The organism is Pseudomonas syringae (assembly GCF_001698815.1).
Lineage (GTDB): Bacteria > Pseudomonadota > Gammaproteobacteria > Pseudomonadales > Pseudomonadaceae > Aquipseudomonas > Aquipseudomonas syringae_A.
Genome location: NZ_LGSI01000003.1, coordinates 26,859 through 44,844, shown reverse-complemented (window position 1 = coordinate 44,844; position 17,986 = coordinate 26,859). Strand labels below are relative to the sequence as shown.

Below are 17,986 nucleotides of genomic sequence, written 5' to 3'. Positions count from 1 at the left end.
TCTGGTTTTTACCGTAGGACCGGCTTTAGCCGGGAGAAGGCTCTGGCATCCTCCCGGCTAAAGCCGGTCCTACGAAAAGCCGGTCCTACGCAACCGCAGGCTTCACCTCACGCGACGGCAACTGCAGGAAAATTCCCGCCGCGAACATCGCCATGATGCCCACCGTCAGGAAGGTCAACTGGAAGGCACCCAGCACGCTGCTCACTTCGCCGGTCGCGACCTGATCGGTAAAGCCGCCGAGCAATGCCGCCGCGCACGCCACGCCGAAGCTCAGGGACAACTGCGCGACCACCGACAACAGGCTGTTGCCGCTGGCGGCGCTGGCGTCATCGAGGTCGATCAGCGTCACGGTGTTCATGGCGGTGAATTGCAGGGAGTTCACCGCGCCCAGCAAACCCAGATGCACCAGCAACATCCAATACGGGGTTTCGGTGCCGACCAGGGCAAGGCTCGACAGCAGAATGCCAAGCATCAAGGTGTTGCCGGTCAGGATGACGCGATAACCCAGGCGTTCGATCAGCCAGCGCGCCACGGACTTGGCGAACATCGCCGCAGCCGCCAGCGGCAACATGCTCATCCCCGCTTGCGAAGGCGAATAGCCCAATGCGATTTGCAGCAGCAGCGGCATGAGAAACGGCAACGCGCCGCTGCCCAGGCGGGCGAACAGGTTGCCGAGGATGCCCACGGCGAAAGTCCGAGTGCGAAACAGTGCTGGTGAAAACAGCGGCTGATCCACATGCCCGGCCCGCAGCCAGTAAGCGGCCAGACAACCGAAGCCGCCGAACAGCAGCAAGACCACGCGCAGATGCGGCAGGTGCAGTTCGCCGAGGCCTTCCAAAGCAATGGTGATCAGCACCATCGCCGCGCCGAACAGCGCGAAACCGACACCATCAAAGCGCGTGCGGCCGCCGCCCGCCAGGTCGGGGATGAAGTATTTGACCGCGAAGCAGCCGACGATGCCCACCGGAATATTGATCAGGAAGATCCAGTGCCAGCTCAGGTATTCCACCATCCAGCCGCCCATGGTCGGACCCATCAACGGGCCGAGCAGGCCGGGCAGGGTGATGAAGCTCATGATCCGCACCAGCTCCGAGCGCGGATAAGCGCGCAGCACGATCAAGCGCCCGATGGGCAGCATCAAGGCACCGCCGAGGCCCTGCACGACCCGCGCACCGATCAGCATGGTCAGCGAGTTGGACAGCGCGCACAGCAGCGAGCCGAAGCTGAACAGCAGGATCGCGCTGAAGAAAATCTGCTTGATGCCAAAGCGGTCGGCGATCCAGCCCGAAGCCGGGATCAGCAAAGCGATGGTGAGCATGTAGGCGATGACCACCGACTGCATGCGCAGCGGGTCTTCGGCCAGCGAACGCGCCATTGAAGGCAACGCGGTGTTGAGAATCGTGCCGTCCAGGCTCTGCATGAAGAACGCAATGGCAACTACCCAAGGCAACCAGCGTAGGGCTTTTTCATCCAGAAGCGGGGCGGTGATCGGCATGGGGTTCCTTGTTTTATTGTCACCCCGTTGGAGCGAGGCTTGCCCGCGAAGAGGTTGGCACAAGCGATAAATATATCGACTGAGCTGACGCGTTCGCGGGCAAGCCTCGCTCCAACGGGTTTCAGGCTGACCGTTACAACGTCAACGTCAACCGGCTGATTAAAGCCCCTGGCAGCTGACTCGACGCTGTCTGGCGCTCACTATAGGTACTTGTCGAGAGAATCAGTTCCCGCTCGCGGGTCAAATCTTCCAGCGCGCTGCCCAACAGGCTGTAGGCGCTGTCGTCGAAACGCATGGTGCTGACCGGTGCCTGGATCTTGCCGTCTTCGACCCAGAACGTCGCGAAACGGGTCATGCCGGTCAGGCGTGCGGCGGCTTGATCGGAGTAGTTCAGGTACCAGAGATTGCCGATGTACAGACCAGTGCCGATTTTCTCCAGGATCTGCTCAAGCTCCAGCGAGCCTCCCGCCATGCTCAGTGAGTTCGGCGACTCGCCCGGATCAGCGCCGTTGGTGGCCAGGCCGTACTCGGCGGCGCTGGCCGAATCCACCAGTTGCTCGTGAGCCAGACCCTTGGCGACCAGGGCCAGATCCTTGCGCGGATAACCTTCGCCGGAAAACGCCGGAGACAGCGAACCGCTGACCTGTTCGTCAATACTCACCAGCGGGCTGAAGTGTGTCTCGCCGCTGTACAGACGCTGCAACGGGCTGGTCTTGTTTGCCAGTGATTGCGCGGAAAAACCGCCCCAGCACAGCATGCCGATGATTTCGTCCATGGCCGCTGGCGCCAGATACGCGCGGTATTGGCCGGGCGCCAGGGTTTTCAGCGGCCGACCGAGAAACGCCAATTGTTCACGCGCTTGCTCGAAACGGCGGGCGAAAGCGTCGTCGCTCCAGTCGTGCCCGGCATAGTTGGCTTTCACCGCCTGACCGTTGTCGTGAAACAAACTCCAGTCAAAGTTGAAGCTGTTGGCTTCGTGCCAGCCCAGCGCGCCCCACGAACTGGCGAAACCGCGATACAGCGGACCCGCCGCATAGAAACCCACCAGATCCAGCCCTTGCGCCAGACGACCGATCTGCTCTACCACGTCGGCGCTGTCCGGCAACGGCTGCGCCTGAACGTTGCTGGTTTGCCAGGCGTCGGTATTGGGTTTCAGGTACGGGTCCTTGGGTAGCAACGTCAGGGTTTCGCGCAGCTGATGCAAGGCTTCGCTCAGGCGTTGCTGGTCGATATCGGCATCGCCCGACAATGTCAGGCGCAAGTTGGCGTGACGCTCACCATCGATCAGCTTGAAGGTCACGCTGGCCTGCTGCACATGGCCGACCTGACGCACCTTGGCGTGATTGAACCGAATGAAGTCCGATTCCTCGGCGTTGTAGGCGAGGGTGAATTGCTCCTGATGCGTGAGCGCGCCCTTGAGGGAGTCGACCAGCGCCTGGAATTGCTGTTGATGCGCCATCAGGCATCACCTCCGAATACGTCGACCTGACTGAACACGCAGGCCGGAGATGCGTGACCAACACGGATCACCTGATTGGGTTCGCCCTTGCCGCAGTTCGGTGTGCCCAGCACTTTGAAGGTGCTGACGTCGCCCACGGCGCTGAGGTTCTTCCAGAATTGCGCGGAAATCGCCCGATAATTGGGGTTCTTGACCACGCCCTTGAGTTCGCCGTTTTCGATCAGCTGGCCCCATTCACAGCCGAACTGGAATTTATTGCGCGCATCGTCGATGGACCACGAACGGTTGGTGGACATCAGAATGCCGTGCTCGATATTGCCGATCAGCTGCTCCAGCGGTTGATCGCCGGGCTCAATGTTCAGGTTGGCCATGCGGTCGATGGGCGGACGGTTCCAGCCGCAGGCGCGACTGTTGGCGACGCCGTCCATACCGGCACGATGTTGCGACAGCGCACCGCCCAACGGCCGTTCCAGCTTGCCTTCACGAATCAAAAACTGCTTGCTCGCGACAGTGCCATCGTCGTCGTGGCTGTAGCTGGCCAGTTGCTCGGGGATTTCCGGGTCGAAGGTCACGTTGAGCAGCTTCGAGCCGTATTGCAGGCTGCCGAAGTCGCTGGCCTTGACGAAGCTGGTGCCCGCGTAATTGCGCTCGTCGCCGAGAATGCGGTCCAGTTCCAGCGGATGGCCGATGGATTCGTGGATTTGCAGGATCATCTGGTCCGGCATCAACAGCAGGTCGCGCGGGCCTTGCGGCGTGTTGGGCGCCATGATCAGTTGCAGCGCTTGATCGGCCACGTTGCCCGCTGCGCCGATCAGCCCGCAATTGGCGATGACTTCCGCGCCGCCTTGCTGGCCGAAGTTGTCCCGGCCCAGGCTGCGGGTCTGGCTGTCGCTGCCGTCGTAGGCGGTCACGGTCATGCCCGGATAGACGAAGCGCTGCGCCCGACGGATCTGCGCGCCGGCGTTGTTGAGGTAGATCTGCTCGACGTTTTCCAGGCCCAGGCTGACTTGCCAGTTCACCAGACGTTCGTCCTGCGGCACGGCCGTGGACTCGCTCATCAACAGGTGCAGACAGTCGCTCAACGGCGGGAAGGCATCGTTGAGGTGCGGCGATACATAGTCGGCGCGGGCGGTTGCGACGGCCTGGTCGGTCAAGTCCAGCAGCGCGTGGGGCGCCAGACGACGGGCATGGGCTTCGGCTTGTTCCAGCGCAGCCTGCAGGCCGCGTTGCGAAATGTCCTGGGTCGCGGCGTAGGCTTCCACGCCGTTGAGGCGCACGGTCAGCATTGCGCCTTCATCGCTGCTCAGATACGGCGGCTCGGCGACATTCTTGCGCACGCACAAATGCTGGCTGGTCTGGCGAACGTAGCGCAGGGAATAGAATTGGGCGCGGCTCTGCAGGGCGGCAAACCGCTGCGAGAGCTGAGCGGAAAGATCGAACATGCAGGGGTGGCCTCTATCGGAGTATTGCGGGGAAGTTCTTGCGGCTAAAGCCGCTCCTACGGGTCAGGCTTTATGCGTAGGAGCGGCTTCAGCCGCGAGCGGAGCAACACGATGTTTCTGGCTTAAACCGGGCAACCTTTGCTGCGCAGGATCGCGTCGAAACGATCCGGGTCCAGCGTGCCGGCTTCGATGGCGGCGAGGGTGGCTTTTTCCCGTGCCAGCAGATCGTGGCAGCGCACCAGCAATTCCGGCAATTCAGCGCGGGCAGCGGCAACCACGCCGTCGCCGTCGCCAATCATCAGGTCGCCGGGCATGACCAGCATGCCAGCGCAAGAGATCGGTACGTTGATCTCGCCGCCGCCGTCAGTGCTCGGCCCGCGATGCACGCCGCCGATGGCATAAGCGGGCAGTTCGCCGGTTTGCCATTCGTCCAGGTCGCGCAGGGCGCCGTTGATCACCACGCCGACGATTCCGGCCTTGAGGGCCATGGCGCGCATGATGCCGCCGAACACGGCGCGGGTCAGGTCGGCGCTGCCGTCGATGACCAGCACGTCGCCGGGACGCGCCATCTGCATCGCCTTGAGGATCATCAGGTTGTCGCCGGGGCGCACACGCACCGTCAGCGCGCTGCCGAGCATCGGAGCGTTGCCATGAAACGCTTTCAGACCCAGTCCGCCCACGTTGCGGCCCAGGCAGTCACTGACGGCGGCAGCAGGAATCTTGCTGAAGGCGGTCAGCCATTGCGGGTCCAGCGGCTCGGCGTTGGGGTTGATCAGGTATCCGGTGGGCCATTTGCTCGAAGAAACTACATCAAACATGTGTAAGCCTCGTGGCCAGTCATTGCCGGCTTGTCGATTGTTGCGGGGGGTTGATCGTTTGCGTAGCGCTAGATTAGGCCGGTGGCCATGTCGGGATCAAGCGCGGCGGATGCAGATGGGATTTGCGGTGTTCGAAATGAATCTCTCCCGGCTAAAGCCGGTCCTACGGCTACACGCATCGTAGGACCGGCTTTAGCCGGGAGGGGCGTGACGCAGTTACAGCGCCGTACGGCTCACTTCCCGTGCTGGCTTGCCGCGTGCTGGCTTGTCGCCTGCGACGAAGTAATCGGCGGTGCTGCGTGGCAGCGGGGCGCGGCCACGGATCTTGTCGGCGATTTTCTCGGCGATCATGATCGTTGGCGCGTTGAGGTTGCCGGTGGTGATCAACGGCATGATAGACGCATCGACTACGCGCAGGCCTTGCAGGCCATGCACGCGACCTTCGCCATCAACCACCGCCATCTCATCGGTGCCCATCTTGCACGAGCAGGAAGGATGGAACGCGGTTTCGGCGTGATCACGCACGAACTTGTCCAGATCTTCATCGGACTGCACCTCAATACCGGGGCTGATTTCGCGGCCACGGTAAGGGTCGAGCGCCGGTTGCTGCATGATTTCCCGGGTCAGGCGGATGCCGTCGCGGAATTCCTGCCAGTCCTGCTCGGAGGCCATGTAGTTGAAAAGAATGCTCGGGTACTCCCGGGGATTCTTGGATTGGATCTGCACCCGGCCACGGCTGGGCGAGCGCATCGAACCCACGTGGGCCTGGAAGCCATGCTCTTTCACCCCATTGCTGCCGTTGTAGTTAATCGCGACCGGCAGGAAGTGGTACTGAATGTTCGGCCATTCGAAGGCTTCGCTGGAACGGATGAAACCGCCCGCTTCGAACTGATTGCTCGCACCAATGCCTGTACCGAGGAACATCCATTCGGCGCCGATTGCTGGCTGGTTCCACCACAGCAGCGATGGATACAGGGAAACCGGCTGGGTGCAAGCGTACTGCAGGTACATCTCCAGGTGGTCCTGAAGATTCTGGCCAACGCCGGGCAGATCGTGAACCACCGGCACATCGAGCTTGTTCAACACGTCGGCCGGACCCACGCCGGAACGCTGCAGGATCTGCGGCGAAGCGATGGCGCCGCCACACAGCAGGACTTCCTTGCGCGCACGGGCTTCGACGCGTGCGTCGTTGTCGCCCACCAGATAAGTCACGCCAACCGCGCGCTTGGCTTCGAACAGGATGCGGTCGGTGAGGGCGTGGGTGACGATGGTCAGCGTCGGACGCTTTTTCGCCTCGTCCAGATAACCGCGAGCGGTGCTGGCGCGACGACCCTTGGGCGTCACGGTGCGGTCCATCGGGCCGAAACCTTCCTGCTGATAACCGTTGAGGTCCTCGGTGCGCGGATAACCGGCTTGCACGCCCGCTTCAACCATGGCGTGGAACAGCGGGTTGTTGCCCGCTTTCGGCGTGGTCACGCTGACCGGGCCATCGCCGCCGTGATAATCGTTGGCGCCGATGTCGCGGCTTTCCGCCTTACGGAAATACGGCAGGCAATCCAGGTAGCTCCAGTCTTCCAGCCCCGGATTTTTCGCCCAGCCGTCGTAGTCCATCGCATTGCCACGGATGTAGCACATGCCGTTGATCAGTGACGAACCGCCCAGACCTTTGCCACGACCGCATTCCATACGGCGGCCGTTCATGTGCGGTTCTGGATCGGTTTCGTAGGCCCAGTTGTAGCGACGGCCTTGCAGCGGGAATGCCAGTGCGGCGGGCATTTGTGTGCGGAAATCCAGACGATAGTCCGGGCCGCCTGCTTCAAGCAGCAAAACGGTGACGCCTGCGTCTTCGGTGAGACGGGCTGCCAGGGTATTACCGGCCGAACCTGCGCCGATGATGATGTAATCGAATTCCTGGGACATTACTGCACCCTCTTTGAAAATAGTTGAAGCGGGGGAATGATTTGCTCACTCGACCCCTTGCACTCCATGCACGTGCGCGTGCCTGGAGGCCTCCTCGCGGATAAATCCGCTCCTACGACGATGCATCAGGTCCGTAGGAGCGGCTTCAGCCGCGAGGGCGCCAATGGGATCATCAGATCCCTGATCAAAACACCGACGCGTAATCCCCAAGTTCAACCTGCACCGACTTGATCCGCGTGTACTGCGCCAGGGAGCTGATGCCGTTTTCACGGCCCACGCCCGATTGCTTGTAGCCGCCGACCGGCATTTCTGCCGCCGATTCGCCCCAGGCGTTGATCCAGCAGATGCCGGCTTCGAGCTGGTGAATCACGCGGTGGGCGCGGTTCAGGTCTTTGGTGACGATACCGGCGGCCAGGCCAAACTCGGTGTCGTTGGCGCGGCGGATGACTTCTTCTTCGGTGTCGTAACCGAGGATGCTCATCACCGGGCCGAAGATTTCTTCACGGACGATTTTCATGTCGTCAGTGCAATCGGTGAACACCGTGGCCGCGACGAAAGCGCCTTTGGCGAATTCACCTTCGGTCAGTCGCTCGCCGCCACACAGCAGGCGCGCGCCTTGCTCTTTGCCGGAGGCGATGTAGCCCAGCACGCTTTCCATGTGGGCGAAGCTGACCAGCGGGCCGAAGTTGGTGTTGGCGTCTTCAGGATTGCCGACACGAATGCGCTTCACACGCTCGACGATCTTGGCTTCGAACGCGGTTTTCAGCGAGTTGGGCACGAAGACGCGAGTGCCGTTGGTGCAAACCTGACCGGAGCTGTAGAAGTTGGCCATCATCGCGATGTCGGCGGCACGATCCAGATCGGCGTCGTCGAAGATGATCAGCGGCGACTTGCCACCCAGTTCCATGGTCACGTCTTTGAGCGACGAGCTCGACGCGCTGGCCATGACTTTTTTGCCAGTGTCGGTACCGCCGGTGAACGAGATTTTCTCGATGCGCGGGTGCTCGGTCAGCCAGGTGCCGACTTCACGGCCGCTGCCGGTCAGCACGTTGAACACGCCATCCGGTACGCCAGCGGCGGTGTAGATTTCCGCCAGTTTCAAGGTGGTCAGCGAAGTGACTTCGCTGGGCTTGAAGATCATTGCGTTGCCCGCCGCCAGCGCCGGTGCGGATTTCCACAGGGCGATCTGGATCGGGTAGTTCCACGCGCCGATACCGGCAACCACGCCCAGCGGCTCGCGGCGGGTGTAGACGAAGGAAGAAGTGCGCAGCGGGATTTGCTCGCCTTCGATGGCGGGCACCAGGCCTGCGTAATACTCCAGCACGTCGGCGCCGGTCACGATGTCGACGTATTTGGTTTCGGAAATGGATTTGCCGGTGTCCAGGGTTTCCAGCGCGGCGAGTTCATCGTTGCGTTCACGCAGGATGTCCACGGCGCGACGCAGGATGCGCGAACGCTCCATGGCGGTCATGGCGGCCCAGATTTTCTGGCCTTTCTCGGCGCTGACTACGGCGCGTTCGACGTCATCTTTGGTGGCGCGCTGGACTTGCGCCAGGACTTCGCCGTTCGCCGGGTTGATGGAGTCGAATGTCGCGTCGCTGCTGGCGTTCACGTAGCCGCCGTCGATGTAGAGTTTTTGCTGTTCGAAACGGGCCATAAAGTCCTCGCAAATTCTTGAGTGGTGGCGATGACTGATGTCAGGTGGGTGAGTGGCCGCTACAGGGCTTCAGCTCACCGATTTCGCCAGTTGAAAATCCATATATTCGTACGCGATCTGTTGCGCTTGTTCGGTGTCGAAGGCATCGCCTGACAGCGCGCCGCGCAACCATAAGCCGTCGATCAGGGCCGCCAGGCCGCGGGCTGCGCTACGCGCTTGCTCCAGCGGCAAGACGCGGCGGAACTGACAGCACAGGTTCGAATACAGGCGGTGATCGTTGATCCGCTGCAACCTGTGCAAAGACGGCTGGTGCATGCTGCTGGCCCAAAAGGCCAGCCAGGTTTTCATTGCCGGGCCGTTGACCTGGCTGGCGTCGAAGTTGCCCTCGATGATCACTTGCAGATGCGCCCGTGGGCTGTCATCGGTCAGCGCCTGTCGGCGTTCGCTGACATTGGCGATCAAGGCGTTCATCAGATGCCGCATGGTGGCTGCGATCAGGCCGTTCTTGTCCTGAAAGTAATGGCTGATGATGCCGTTGGAGACGCCCGCCAGACGGGCGATCAACGCGATACTGGCGTCGCCCATTCCAACCTGATCGACCGCGGTGAGCGTGGCCTGGATCAGCTGTTGACGTCGAATGGGTTGCATACCGACCTTGGGCATATCGTTAAATCTCCTGGTTCGCCGGACTGATCGCAGTGCCGAAAAGGCTTGGCCAGTCTAAAGATTTTTTATTGAACGTTCAATCAATAAAAAAAGAGAGGCGTGCGGAAAGAGATGAAAATCAGTGAGCGGATAGTAGGCGCGGTTCTAGCCGCGAGGTATTCAGCCGCGTTTATCTGTCAGAACGCCCTCCCGGCTAAAGCCGGTCCTACGGGCCTCGTGCGATCCGTAGGAGCGGCTTTAGCCGCGAGCGCGGTGCTGCGCTTAACCGAGGTTTTTGCCCAAAAGCGCGTGATACAGCTCGCTGTCGCCCAGGATGCCGACCACTTGATTGCCCTCCTGCAGCACCAGCTTGTTGCCGGTCTGGTAGCGGATTTGCAGAGCGTCGCGCATGCCGATGTTGGAGTCGACCAGAGTCGGGCGGCGGTTGAGGGTGTCCATTGGCTGGCCCGGAGCCCAGTTCTGCAGGTCAAGCTGACCGGCACCCTGGCGCGCACCTTTGATGGTGTTGCCCTCGGCCAGATCGAGCCAGGAATCGACACCCGGATCGAGGCAGACCGAGCCGTTGACCTTGGTGCAATTGTCCAGCGTGCGCATCAGGCTGCGACCGCACAGCACATTGAGCGGATTGGTGTGGGCGACGAAGGTGCGCACATAGTCATCGGCCGGGTTAAGGACGATTTCTTCCGGCACGCTGTACTGCACGATGCGCCCATCTTTCATGATCGCGATTCGGCTGCCGAGCTTGAGGGCTTCATCAAGGTCGTGACTGACGAACACGATGGTCTTGCTCAGCTTGTTCTGCAATTCCAGCAGTTCGTCTTGCAGGCCTTGGCGGATCAGCGGGTCGAGGGCGGAGAAAGGTTCGTCCATCAGCAGAATGTCAGCGTCCATGGCCAGCGCTCGGGCCAGGCCGACACGCTGTTGCATGCCGCCGGACAGTTCGTCGGGCTTCTTGTTACGCCATTGGGTCAGGCCCACCAGTTCGAGTTTTTCATCGACCAGCTTGCGTCGTTCTTTTTCCGGGCGACCCTGCATTTCCAGGCCGAAGCTGATGTTCTCGCGCACCGTCAGCCACGGCATCAAGGCGAATTTCTGGAAGACCATGGCGATACGCTTGGTGCGCATCATTTTCAGTTCGGCGGGCGTGCAGGACGCAATGTTGATCTGCGAGCCTTCATGCTCGACGTACAGCGCGCCACGGCTCACGGTGTTGAGGCCGTTGATGCAGCGCAACAGGCTGGATTTGCCGGAGCCGGACAAGCCCATCAGCACGCAGATTTCACCTTTCTGGACTTCCAGGCTGGCTTTTTCCACGCCGACGATCTGGCCGGTTTTTTTCAGAATCTGGTCACGCGTCAGGCCTTGATCCAGCAGCTTGAGGGCCTCACGCGGATCCTTGGAGAAGATAACGTCAACCTTGTCGAATTTGATGATGCTCATGCGTCAGCCCTCACCTTGGCGTCCGGTTGTTTGCAGATACGGTCGAGCATGATTGCCAGCAGCACGATCGCCAGGCCGGCTTCGAAGCCCAGGGCGATGTCAGCGGTGTTCAATGCGTTGACCACGGGTTTGCCCAGGCCGTCGGCGCCGACCAGTGCGGCAATTACCACCATCGACAGTGAAAGCATGATGCATTGGGTAATGCCGGCGGCGATGCTCGGCATGGCGTAAGGCAGTTCGATGCGCGTCAGCAACTGGCGTCGCGATGAGCCAAAGGCTTTGCCGGCATCGAGTAATTCGTGGGGTACATCGCGGATACCCAGATACGTCAGGCGGATCGGCGCGGCAATGGCGAAGACCACCGTTGAAATCAGACCAGGCACAACGCCCAGGCCGAACAGCGTCAGGGTAGGAATCAGGTAGACGAAGGTCGGAACCGTCTGCATCAAGTCCAGAATCGGACGCATGATGGTGTAGAACATCGGTTTGTGGGCGGCAATGATGCCCAGCGGCACGCCGATCAATACACAGACGAAGGTGGCGAACAGCACCTGCGCCAGGGTTTCCATGGTCTGGACCCAGTAACCCAGGTTCAGGATCAGCAGAAACGAGATGATGACGAAAACCGTCAGCCCCCATTTGCGCTGGATGAAGTGCGCGAGCAAGGCAATCACGCCGATCAACACAAGTGGATTGAACCAGGTCAACGAAAACGTGAGGCCGTGGATCATGGTTTCCAGCGTAGACGCGATCGCATCGAAAGTGCTGGCACCGTGTTGGGTCAGCCATTCGACGAAGGCCGCGATGTACTCGCCAAGAGGAATTTTATGATCTGTGAACATGGTTTCGATTGTCCGCTTGCGGGAGGAATGGGGACAACAGGCGGGCAAGCCCGCCTGCCTGTCGGATTACTTCGTCAGCTTGGCTTTTGCGGCCTCCAGGCCTGGTTTTCCGTCAACAGTGGTGACGCCGGCAAGCCAGGTGTCGAGCACTTGCGGGTTGGCTTTGATCCATGCCTTGGCGGCTACGTCAGGCTTCATCTTGTCGTCCAGAACATTGCCCATCAGCGAGCTTTCCATGTTCAGGGTGAACGACAGGTTTTTCAGCAGCTGGCCGACGTTGCTGCATTCCTGGGTATAGCCTTTGCGGGTATTGGTGTAGATGGTCGCCTGGCCGAAGTTCGGGCCGAAGTAATCGTCACCGCCAGTCAGGTACTGCATTTTGAAACGGGTGTTCATCGGATGCGGCTCCCAGCCCAGGAACACCACATCGGTGCCGCGACGTGAAGCGCGATCAACCTGGGACAACATGCCGGCTTCGCTGGATTCCACGACTTTGAAGCCTGCGGCCTTGAGGCCGAATGCGTCTTTGTCGATCATGCTCTGGATCAGGCGGTTGCCGTCGTTGCCTGGCTCGATGCCATAGATCTTGCCGTCGAGTTCTTTCTTGAATTTGGCGATATCTGCGAAGCTTTTCAGGCCTTTGTCGTATAGCGCTTGCGGGACAGCCAGGGTGTACTTGGCGTTTTCCAGGTTGGCGCGCACGGTTTCGACAGTGCCGGCGTCACGATAAGCCTTGATGTCGTTTTCCATGGTAGGCATCCAGTTGCCGAGGAAAACGTCCATGTTCTTGCCGTCGGCCAGGGACTTGTAAGTCACCGGCACGGAAATCATCGTGGTTTTGGTCTTGTAGCCCAGGGACTCAAGCACAGCACTGGTCACGGCGGTGGTGACCGTGATGTCTGTCCAGCCGACATCGGAAAAGTTGACGGTACTGCACTGCGCCGGTTCGGCTGCTTGCGCCAGCATTGGCAAACCCAGCGCGACAGCCAGTAGCAGTGATTTTGAACCTTTCATGGGTGGACTCCTATGGTTTCTCTTCCCGCTGTCAGCCTGTGCAAGCCTGACGCGATTTATGTTTTTTCGGCTGAACGAAAAGGCGTAAAGCAAAAGCTCTTTCACTGCGGCTGGCGATCGAGTCGACACCGATCATGTAACAGCCCAAATCAAACGCCTACAGGGGGCGTCGTAACCAGTACATACAGGGTCGCATCCAGTGTTGGTGACGTCGCTTATGGATTTTTTCTCCGCTGTAAGCGCCCTTTTCCTACAGGAATAGGGCTAAAACCGGCATAAAGCTGTGCACAAAGGCGCTGTACGACATTTGCGACGTTGGTGAGCATGGGTGGGTCGGTGTGAGACGCCGTCGTACCGGAAAAAAGCCTGATGATGCGATTTGATCGGCGGATCGCAATCAGCGTAGCAGCTGCAGCACGCAGTTTTTGGATGGCCATTTGGATATTCCGTTCAATGTGCAAGGCATCAGGCATCAAACCTGTGAAAGCGAGCGGCGCATCTCCGCTGATTTGCCGAACCTCAAATAGCGTCTTCGCGAGCAAGCTCGCTCCCACGGTGAATAGTGTTGAAGCCTGACACTGCGCACTTATCGAACACCCCACTCGATTGTCGCCACCTTTTGGCGCGAAAGCCCCGAAACATGGCGCTAAGCCATGCCCTCATCGACCGAATCGCCCCCGCTCTGATGACCCCGTGCTTTGAGTGACACTCGTATCCGACAGCTCGTTTCTCCCTTCTCACAAGTGCTACCGAATTGCTCACCCGGCCAACGCCAGCAAGGCTTGTAAATCCTCCGCGTCGCGAATTGACAACTCAGGTCGCTGCTGAACAGACGCATCACGACGTCGTTTTCAGGGGTTATTGAATAGCCATTCAACTTTAGGCATGGCATTTGCGTTGTCATTACCAAAGCCCTGCTGAACATGGGGCAATAACAAGAGCCTGTGCCTGGGCCAACAACCGCTTTGTGTGAGGAGATACCGTGATGAATTCGTTCAACTCCGGGGCCCAACCCCAGAATCGTGCACCACAATCCATCGGCTTCCTGCTGCTGGACAACTTCACGCTGATCTCCCTCGCATCAGCGGTTGAACCCCTGCGCATGGCCAACCAGCTGTCGGGTCGTGAGCTGTATCGCTGGACCACGCTGACGGCCGATGGCGGCCAGGTCTGGGCCAGCGACGGTTTGCAGATCACTCCTGATGCCGCGATGCAGAAAGCCCCGGCGCTGGACACCATCATCGTCTGCGGCGGCGTTGGCATTCAGCGCACCGTGAGCCGTGAGCACGTGAGCTGGCTGCAGAGCCAGGCGCGTCAGTCCAAGCGTCTGGGTGCGGTCTGTACCGGCAGCTGGGCATTGGCCTGCGCTGGCTTGCTCGATGGTTTCGATTGCAGCGTGCATTGGGAATGCCTGGCCTCGATGCAGGAAGCTTTCCCGCGCGTGGCGATGAGCACCCGCTTGTTCACCCTGGACCGCAACCGTTTCACCAGCTCCGGCGGCACCGCGCCACTGGACATGATGCTGCACCTGATCAGCCGCGATCACGGCCGTGAACTGTCAGCGGCAATCTCGGAGATGTTCGTCTACGAGCGCATTCGTAACGAGCAGGATCACCAGCGCGTGCCGCTCAAGCACATGCTTGGCACCAATCAGCCGAAGCTGCAGGAAATCGTCGCGCTGATGGAAGCCAACCTCGAAGAGCCTATCGACCTGGACGAGCTGGCGGTTTACGTCGCGGTCTCCCGGCGTCAGCTGGAGCGGCTGTTCCAGAAATACCTGCATTGCTCGCCATCGCGCTATTACCTGAAGTTGCGCCTGATCCGCGCCCGGCAACTGCTCAAGCAAACGCCGATGTCGATCATCGAAGTGGCGTCGGTCTGCGGCTTCGTGTCCACGCCGCACTTCTCCAAGTGCTACCGCGAATACTTCGGCATCCCGCCACGCGACGAACGCGTCGGCTCCAACACCACCCAGCAAGTGGCCATGATGCCAATCCCGCAAGCCCTCGTACTGGCCCCGTTGTCAGGCCCGCTATCGGCGTTGAGCCAGGCGAGGAACGAGTCCACGTTTGCGAGTGTGAGGTTGTAAGTCGAATGGCCAGAGCTCGTTGGAGCGAGGCTTGCCCGCGAAGGCTTCGTTTCTGGTTTGGAGCTTCGGAGGATGTACTGGCCTCTTCGCGGGCAAGCCTCGCTCCAACGAATACTGCGTCATTCCTCGGGGGAGTGTCAGAGACCCCGTTTGAAAAACACCACGCGCTCGGTCTCTGCAAAACCGAGCGCCTTGTGCATATCTTGACTCAACAGGTTGTTCAGGTCGGTGTCGGAGGCCATCTCGGTACAGCCATGGCTTCGTCCCCATTGAGCGACAACATCAATGAGTTGTCCGGCAATGTGCTGCCGCCGACATTCCGGGGTTACATAAATCCCTTCCAGAAAAACGACCGGTGAGCTTTCAGTGCCATTGACATAGCCAGTGCGCAGCGATGCCTCGGCCAGGCCTGCCGGAGTTCCCGACTCTGAATAGGCGATCAGGTTTATGTAGCGCTGCCGGTCTGCGAGCAAATCGCTGACTTCGTCAGCATGAGCCTGTCTGGAGCTTCCCGGCCAGAGCGCTTGCCGCAACTCCAGCCAACCCGGTTGGGTGACGGATTGGCAATGTTCGATTCGGATCATAAAACGTAAATTACCCGTGATTCTTCTTATAAACCGCCAGCGCGGGCAACAGCTGCTTATCTATCGCCTGGCGCACGGCTGGCAAGATCGTCGCGCTGCCGGTGAGCATTTGTTCTACCAGGCGGCGCAGAGCGGTGGCGCGTTCTTCGGTCAGGCCGCAGACGGCTTGGGAGCAGGCCTGTTCGGCAGTAGCGCCGGAAGGCATTTCGAAGCCGATTGCTCTGAGCTGGCTGATCAAATCTTCCTGGTCAATCAAGTCTGCATGCATCATCCCGTGCGCTCCTTTTTGTGAGGTAGGGTCTGATTCTGGTGGTGCTCGCGGTTGTCGGCAAGGGGCGGGGGCAGCAATGTCTGGGGCGCCTACGAGCATGTCGTTTTCGGGCAACTCCGCTGCCGGGCGACAGGTCAAACTTGCCTGGCTCGAATGCGCGGCCAATGGTTTGGTCACCCTCTTGGCTGCGCGGTATCTTCAGCCCCGGTTTTTGCGACGGCTTTGCCGGGTATTTTTTTGCCCGAAAAATGACCGGCTGGCTCCTGCTGTGTGGCGGCGATCTGATAATCCCCACTCGATTTGCTAAACTCCGCTGCCTTCCAGGAGTTGCCATGAATTACCGTCACGCCTTCCACGCCGGCAACCACGCCGATGTGTTCAAACACCTTGTCCTGACTCGCTTGTTTGCCTTGATGGCGCGCAAGGAGCAGCCGTTCGCCTATATCGACAGCCACGCGGGGCTGGGTTTGTATGACCTCAAGGGTGATCAGGCCAGTCGCACCGGCGAATACCTCGAAGGCATCGCCCGCCTGTGGGATGCGCCGGACCTGCCTGCGATGGCGGCGGATTACATGCAGCTACTGCATGACATGAACCCTGACGGCGAGCTGCGTTATTACCCCGGCTCCCCGGAAATCGCCCGCCGTTCGACCCGCGAGCGCGACCGTATCCTGCTTAACGAGAAACACCCGGAAGACGGGCGTTTGCTCAAGGAAAACATGCGCGGCGACCGTCGTGTGGCGGTGCATCTGGGCGAAGGCTGGCATGTGCCGCGCGCCTTGCTGCCGGTTGCGGAAAAACGCGCTGTGTTGCTGATCGATCCACCGTTCGAGCAGCTTGATGAGATGAAACGCTGCGCCGTGGCCTTGAAGGAGACCATCAGCCGCATGCGCCAGACTGTCGCGACGATCTGGTATCCGATCAAGGATCAACGGTTGCTCAAGCGTTTCTATCAGGACCTGGCTGAAACCGGCGCGCCGAAGCTACTGCGCGTTGAGCTGTACGTGCACCCGCTGGACACGCCAGCGAGCCTCAACGGCTCAGGCCTGGTCATCGCCAACCCGCCATGGGGCCTGGAAGAAGAACTGCGCGAATTGATGCCATATCTGGCCAAAAAACTCGGGCAGACCAAGGGCGACTGGAAGATGGATTGGTTGATTGCGGAGTGATGGCACCCTTTATTATGCGGCGAACGCTGCTCGCGGCTGAAGCCACTCCTACGGTAGTGGTGCCCGTAGGACCGGCTTTAGCCGGGAGGGCGTCATTCGCACCCGCGCATAACCTGGCGGTGGACGCGGGGTAGTGGTGCCCGTAGGACTGGCTTTAGCCGGGAGGGCGTCATTCGCACCCGCGCATAACCTGGCGGTGGACGCGGGGTAGTGGTGCCCGTAGGACCGGCTTTAGCCGGGAGGGCGTCATTCGCACCCGCGCATAACTTGCGGCGAACGCGGGGTAGTGGTGCCCGTAGGACTGGCTTTAGCCGGGAGGGCGTCATTCGCACCCGCGCATAACTTGCGGCGAACGCGGGGTAGTGGTGCCCGTAGGACCGGCTTTAGCAGGGAGGGCGTCATTTGCACCCGCGCATAACCTGGCGGTGGACGCTGCTCGCGGCTGAAGCCGCTCCTACGAGATGGCGGCTGCTGACGCCTACGTCCACACCGAATCCCACAGTGGGTATTCACCCTCACATGTAACCAGTCCGGCACGTATTGGGTTGGCAATAACATAGCGCGCCATCACCTCAAGGTCTTTTTCAGCCCTGACCGCGTGGTCGTAATAACCTTTCTGCCATTCAATTGTTTTGCTACCGAACGCCTTGTTGATCCTGTAGGCGCTGCGGCCTTTTAGTAATTGCATAAGCGTGGCCAGTGACCCTGAGCGCAATTCAAACAACCAATGCAGATGATCGGGCATCACCACCCAAGCCAGCGAATTCACCACCCCAGAGTCGTGTAGGCACCTCATTTCGCGGACTACACTGCGGCCGAGATGAAAATCCTTAAATACGGGTTGGCGATCCTTTACGACACAGGTGACGAGATAGGCGTGCCCTGGCATGGAGAATCGGCCGACGCGAAGAAGGCGGCCGCGTTCCTGGTTTTGCATTCCATTGCTCCCTTTCTTGATTGAGAAGGAAACAATAGAAGGGGCAAATTACACAAACATCCCGAATGGTTGTCGAAAAATTGCTGGTGGGCCTTGAACGCCATGGATCGGCCGCAGGATCGGCTTTAGCCATTTGCAACGGCATATATCTCGGCGGCGAACGCTGCTCGCGGCTGAAGCCAC

The 17,986-nt window shown here is 60.1% G+C and carries 16 protein-coding genes; 2 read left to right on the top strand and 14 right to left on the bottom strand.

What is annotated here, in order from left to right:
* Positions 1 to 85 precede the first annotated feature (85 nt).
* From mdtD to AFK24_RS30400, 11 genes are all read right to left on the bottom strand, one after another.
* Positions 86 to 1,495 carry a multidrug transporter subunit MdtD gene (gene mdtD / locus AFK24_RS00515; protein ID WP_065831381.1) on the bottom strand — a complete coding sequence of 470 codons (1,410 nt, stop codon included), beginning with the start codon at positions 1,493 to 1,495 and terminating at the stop codon, positions 86 to 88.
* Between the two features lie 133 nt (positions 1,496 to 1,628).
* Positions 1,629 to 2,954, bottom strand: coding sequence for a TldD/PmbA family protein (locus AFK24_RS00510; protein WP_065831380.1), 1,326 nt, complete (start codon positions 2,952 to 2,954; stop codon positions 1,629 to 1,631).
* Positions 2,954 to 4,396, bottom strand: a complete 1,443-nt coding sequence (locus tag AFK24_RS00505) for a TldD/PmbA family protein (RefSeq protein ID WP_065831379.1) — start codon at positions 4,394 to 4,396, stop codon at positions 2,954 to 2,956. The genes AFK24_RS00510 and AFK24_RS00505 overlap by 1 nt, the downstream gene beginning before the upstream one ends.
* Positions 4,397 to 4,518: 122 nt before the next feature.
* Complete coding sequence (locus AFK24_RS00500; RefSeq protein ID WP_065831378.1) at positions 4,519 to 5,214, bottom strand: RraA family protein; 696 nt, start codon at positions 5,212 to 5,214, stop codon at positions 4,519 to 4,521.
* A gap of 216 nt (positions 5,215 to 5,430) precedes the next feature.
* On the bottom strand, positions 5,431 to 7,134 hold the full coding sequence (gene betA, locus AFK24_RS00495; protein ID WP_065831377.1) for a choline dehydrogenase: 1,704 nt from the start codon (positions 7,132 to 7,134) through the stop codon (positions 5,431 to 5,433).
* A gap of 184 nt (positions 7,135 to 7,318) precedes the next feature.
* Positions 7,319 to 8,791, bottom strand: coding sequence for a betaine-aldehyde dehydrogenase (gene betB, locus AFK24_RS00490; protein ID WP_065831376.1), 1,473 nt, complete (start codon positions 8,789 to 8,791; stop codon positions 7,319 to 7,321).
* A gap of 69 nt (positions 8,792 to 8,860) precedes the next feature.
* The gene (gene betI, locus AFK24_RS00485; RefSeq protein WP_065831375.1) at positions 8,861 to 9,454 is read right to left on the bottom strand and encodes a transcriptional regulator BetI; all 594 of its coding nucleotides are present in this window, start codon (positions 9,452 to 9,454) and stop codon (positions 8,861 to 8,863) included.
* Between the two features lie 264 nt (positions 9,455 to 9,718).
* Positions 9,719 to 10,897, bottom strand: coding sequence for a choline ABC transporter ATP-binding protein (gene choV, locus AFK24_RS00480; RefSeq protein WP_065831374.1), 1,179 nt, complete (start codon positions 10,895 to 10,897; stop codon positions 9,719 to 9,721).
* The gene (choW, locus tag AFK24_RS00475) at positions 10,894 to 11,739 is read right to left on the bottom strand and encodes a choline ABC transporter permease subunit (protein ID WP_065831373.1); all 846 of its coding nucleotides are present in this window, start codon (positions 11,737 to 11,739) and stop codon (positions 10,894 to 10,896) included. The genes choV and choW overlap by 4 nt, the downstream gene beginning before the upstream one ends.
* A gap of 66 nt (positions 11,740 to 11,805) precedes the next feature.
* The gene (locus AFK24_RS00470; protein WP_065831372.1) at positions 11,806 to 12,753 is read right to left on the bottom strand and encodes a choline ABC transporter substrate-binding protein; all 948 of its coding nucleotides are present in this window, start codon (positions 12,751 to 12,753) and stop codon (positions 11,806 to 11,808) included.
* Between the two features lie 215 nt (positions 12,754 to 12,968).
* The gene (locus tag AFK24_RS30400; protein WP_139110423.1) at positions 12,969 to 13,295 is read right to left on the bottom strand and encodes a hypothetical protein; all 327 of its coding nucleotides are present in this window, start codon (positions 13,293 to 13,295) and stop codon (positions 12,969 to 12,971) included.
* A gap of 443 nt (positions 13,296 to 13,738) precedes the next feature.
* On the opposite strand from AFK24_RS30400, the gene AFK24_RS00465 reads away from it, so the two are divergent.
* Positions 13,739 to 14,842: a GlxA family transcriptional regulator gene (locus tag AFK24_RS00465; RefSeq protein ID WP_065831371.1), complete on the top strand. Its 1,104-nt coding sequence runs from the start codon at positions 13,739 to 13,741 to the stop codon at positions 14,840 to 14,842.
* Between the two features lie 137 nt (positions 14,843 to 14,979).
* Here AFK24_RS00465 and aac(6') read toward each other — a convergent pair whose 3' ends face one another.
* Both aac(6') and AFK24_RS00455 read right to left on the bottom strand, forming a co-directional pair.
* Positions 14,980 to 15,426, bottom strand: a complete 447-nt coding sequence (gene aac(6') / locus AFK24_RS00460; protein ID WP_065831370.1) for an aminoglycoside 6'-N-acetyltransferase — start codon at positions 15,424 to 15,426, stop codon at positions 14,980 to 14,982.
* Positions 15,427 to 15,436: 10 nt separating this feature from the next.
* Entirely contained in the window at positions 15,437 to 15,697 is a 261-nt protein-coding gene (locus tag AFK24_RS00455) for a hypothetical protein (protein WP_065831369.1), read from the bottom strand.
* Positions 15,698 to 16,029: 332 nt separating this feature from the next.
* Here AFK24_RS00455 and AFK24_RS00450 point away from each other — a divergent pair, with 332 nt between their 5' ends.
* Positions 16,030 to 16,866 carry a 23S rRNA (adenine(2030)-N(6))-methyltransferase RlmJ gene (locus AFK24_RS00450; protein WP_065831368.1) on the top strand — a complete coding sequence of 279 codons (837 nt, stop codon included), beginning with the start codon at positions 16,030 to 16,032 and terminating at the stop codon, positions 16,864 to 16,866.
* A 478-nt stretch (positions 16,867 to 17,344) separates the two neighbouring features.
* Here the strand turns inward: AFK24_RS00450 and AFK24_RS00445 are convergent, their stop codons facing one another.
* Positions 17,345 to 17,803 (bottom strand): REP-associated tyrosine transposase, encoded by a 459-nt coding sequence (locus AFK24_RS00445; RefSeq protein ID WP_065831367.1) that lies wholly within the window; start codon positions 17,801 to 17,803, stop codon positions 17,345 to 17,347.
* Between the last annotated feature and the right edge of the window lie 183 nt (positions 17,804 to 17,986).

Bases quoted from the DNA above. Each gene is read 5' to 3' on its own strand.
- mdtD (WP_065831381.1), bottom strand. From the start codon at position 1,495: ATGCCGATCACCGCCCCGCTTCTGGATGAAAAAGCCCTACGCTGGTTG.
- AFK24_RS00510 (WP_065831380.1), bottom strand. From the start codon at position 2,954: ATGGCGCATCAACAGCAATTCCAGGCGCTGGTCGACTCCCTCAAGGGC.
- AFK24_RS00505 (WP_065831379.1), bottom strand. From the start codon at position 4,396: ATGTTCGATCTTTCCGCTCAGCTCTCGCAGCGGTTTGCCGCCCTGCAG.
- AFK24_RS00500 (WP_065831378.1), bottom strand. From the start codon at position 5,214: ATGTTTGATGTAGTTTCTTCGAGCAAATGGCCCACCGGATACCTGATC.
- betA (WP_065831377.1), bottom strand. From the start codon at position 7,134: ATGTCCCAGGAATTCGATTACATCATCATCGGCGCAGGTTCGGCCGGT.
- betB (WP_065831376.1), bottom strand. From the start codon at position 8,791: ATGGCCCGTTTCGAACAGCAAAAACTCTACATCGACGGCGGCTACGTG.
- betI (WP_065831375.1), bottom strand. From the start codon at position 9,454: ATGCCCAAGGTCGGTATGCAACCCATTCGACGTCAACAGCTGATCCAG.
- choV (WP_065831374.1), bottom strand. From the start codon at position 10,897: ATGAGCATCATCAAATTCGACAAGGTTGACGTTATCTTCTCCAAGGAT.
- choW (WP_065831373.1), bottom strand. From the start codon at position 11,739: ATGTTCACAGATCATAAAATTCCTCTTGGCGAGTACATCGCGGCCTTC.
- AFK24_RS00470 (WP_065831372.1), bottom strand. From the start codon at position 12,753: ATGAAAGGTTCAAAATCACTGCTACTGGCTGTCGCGCTGGGTTTGCCA.
- AFK24_RS00465 (WP_065831371.1), top strand. From the start codon at position 13,739: ATGAATTCGTTCAACTCCGGGGCCCAACCCCAGAATCGTGCACCACAA.
- AFK24_RS00455 (WP_065831369.1), bottom strand. From the start codon at position 15,697: ATGATGCATGCAGACTTGATTGACCAGGAAGATTTGATCAGCCAGCTC.
- AFK24_RS00450 (WP_065831368.1), top strand. From the start codon at position 16,030: ATGAATTACCGTCACGCCTTCCACGCCGGCAACCACGCCGATGTGTTC.
- AFK24_RS00445 (WP_065831367.1), bottom strand. From the start codon at position 17,803: ATGCAAAACCAGGAACGCGGCCGCCTTCTTCGCGTCGGCCGATTCTCC.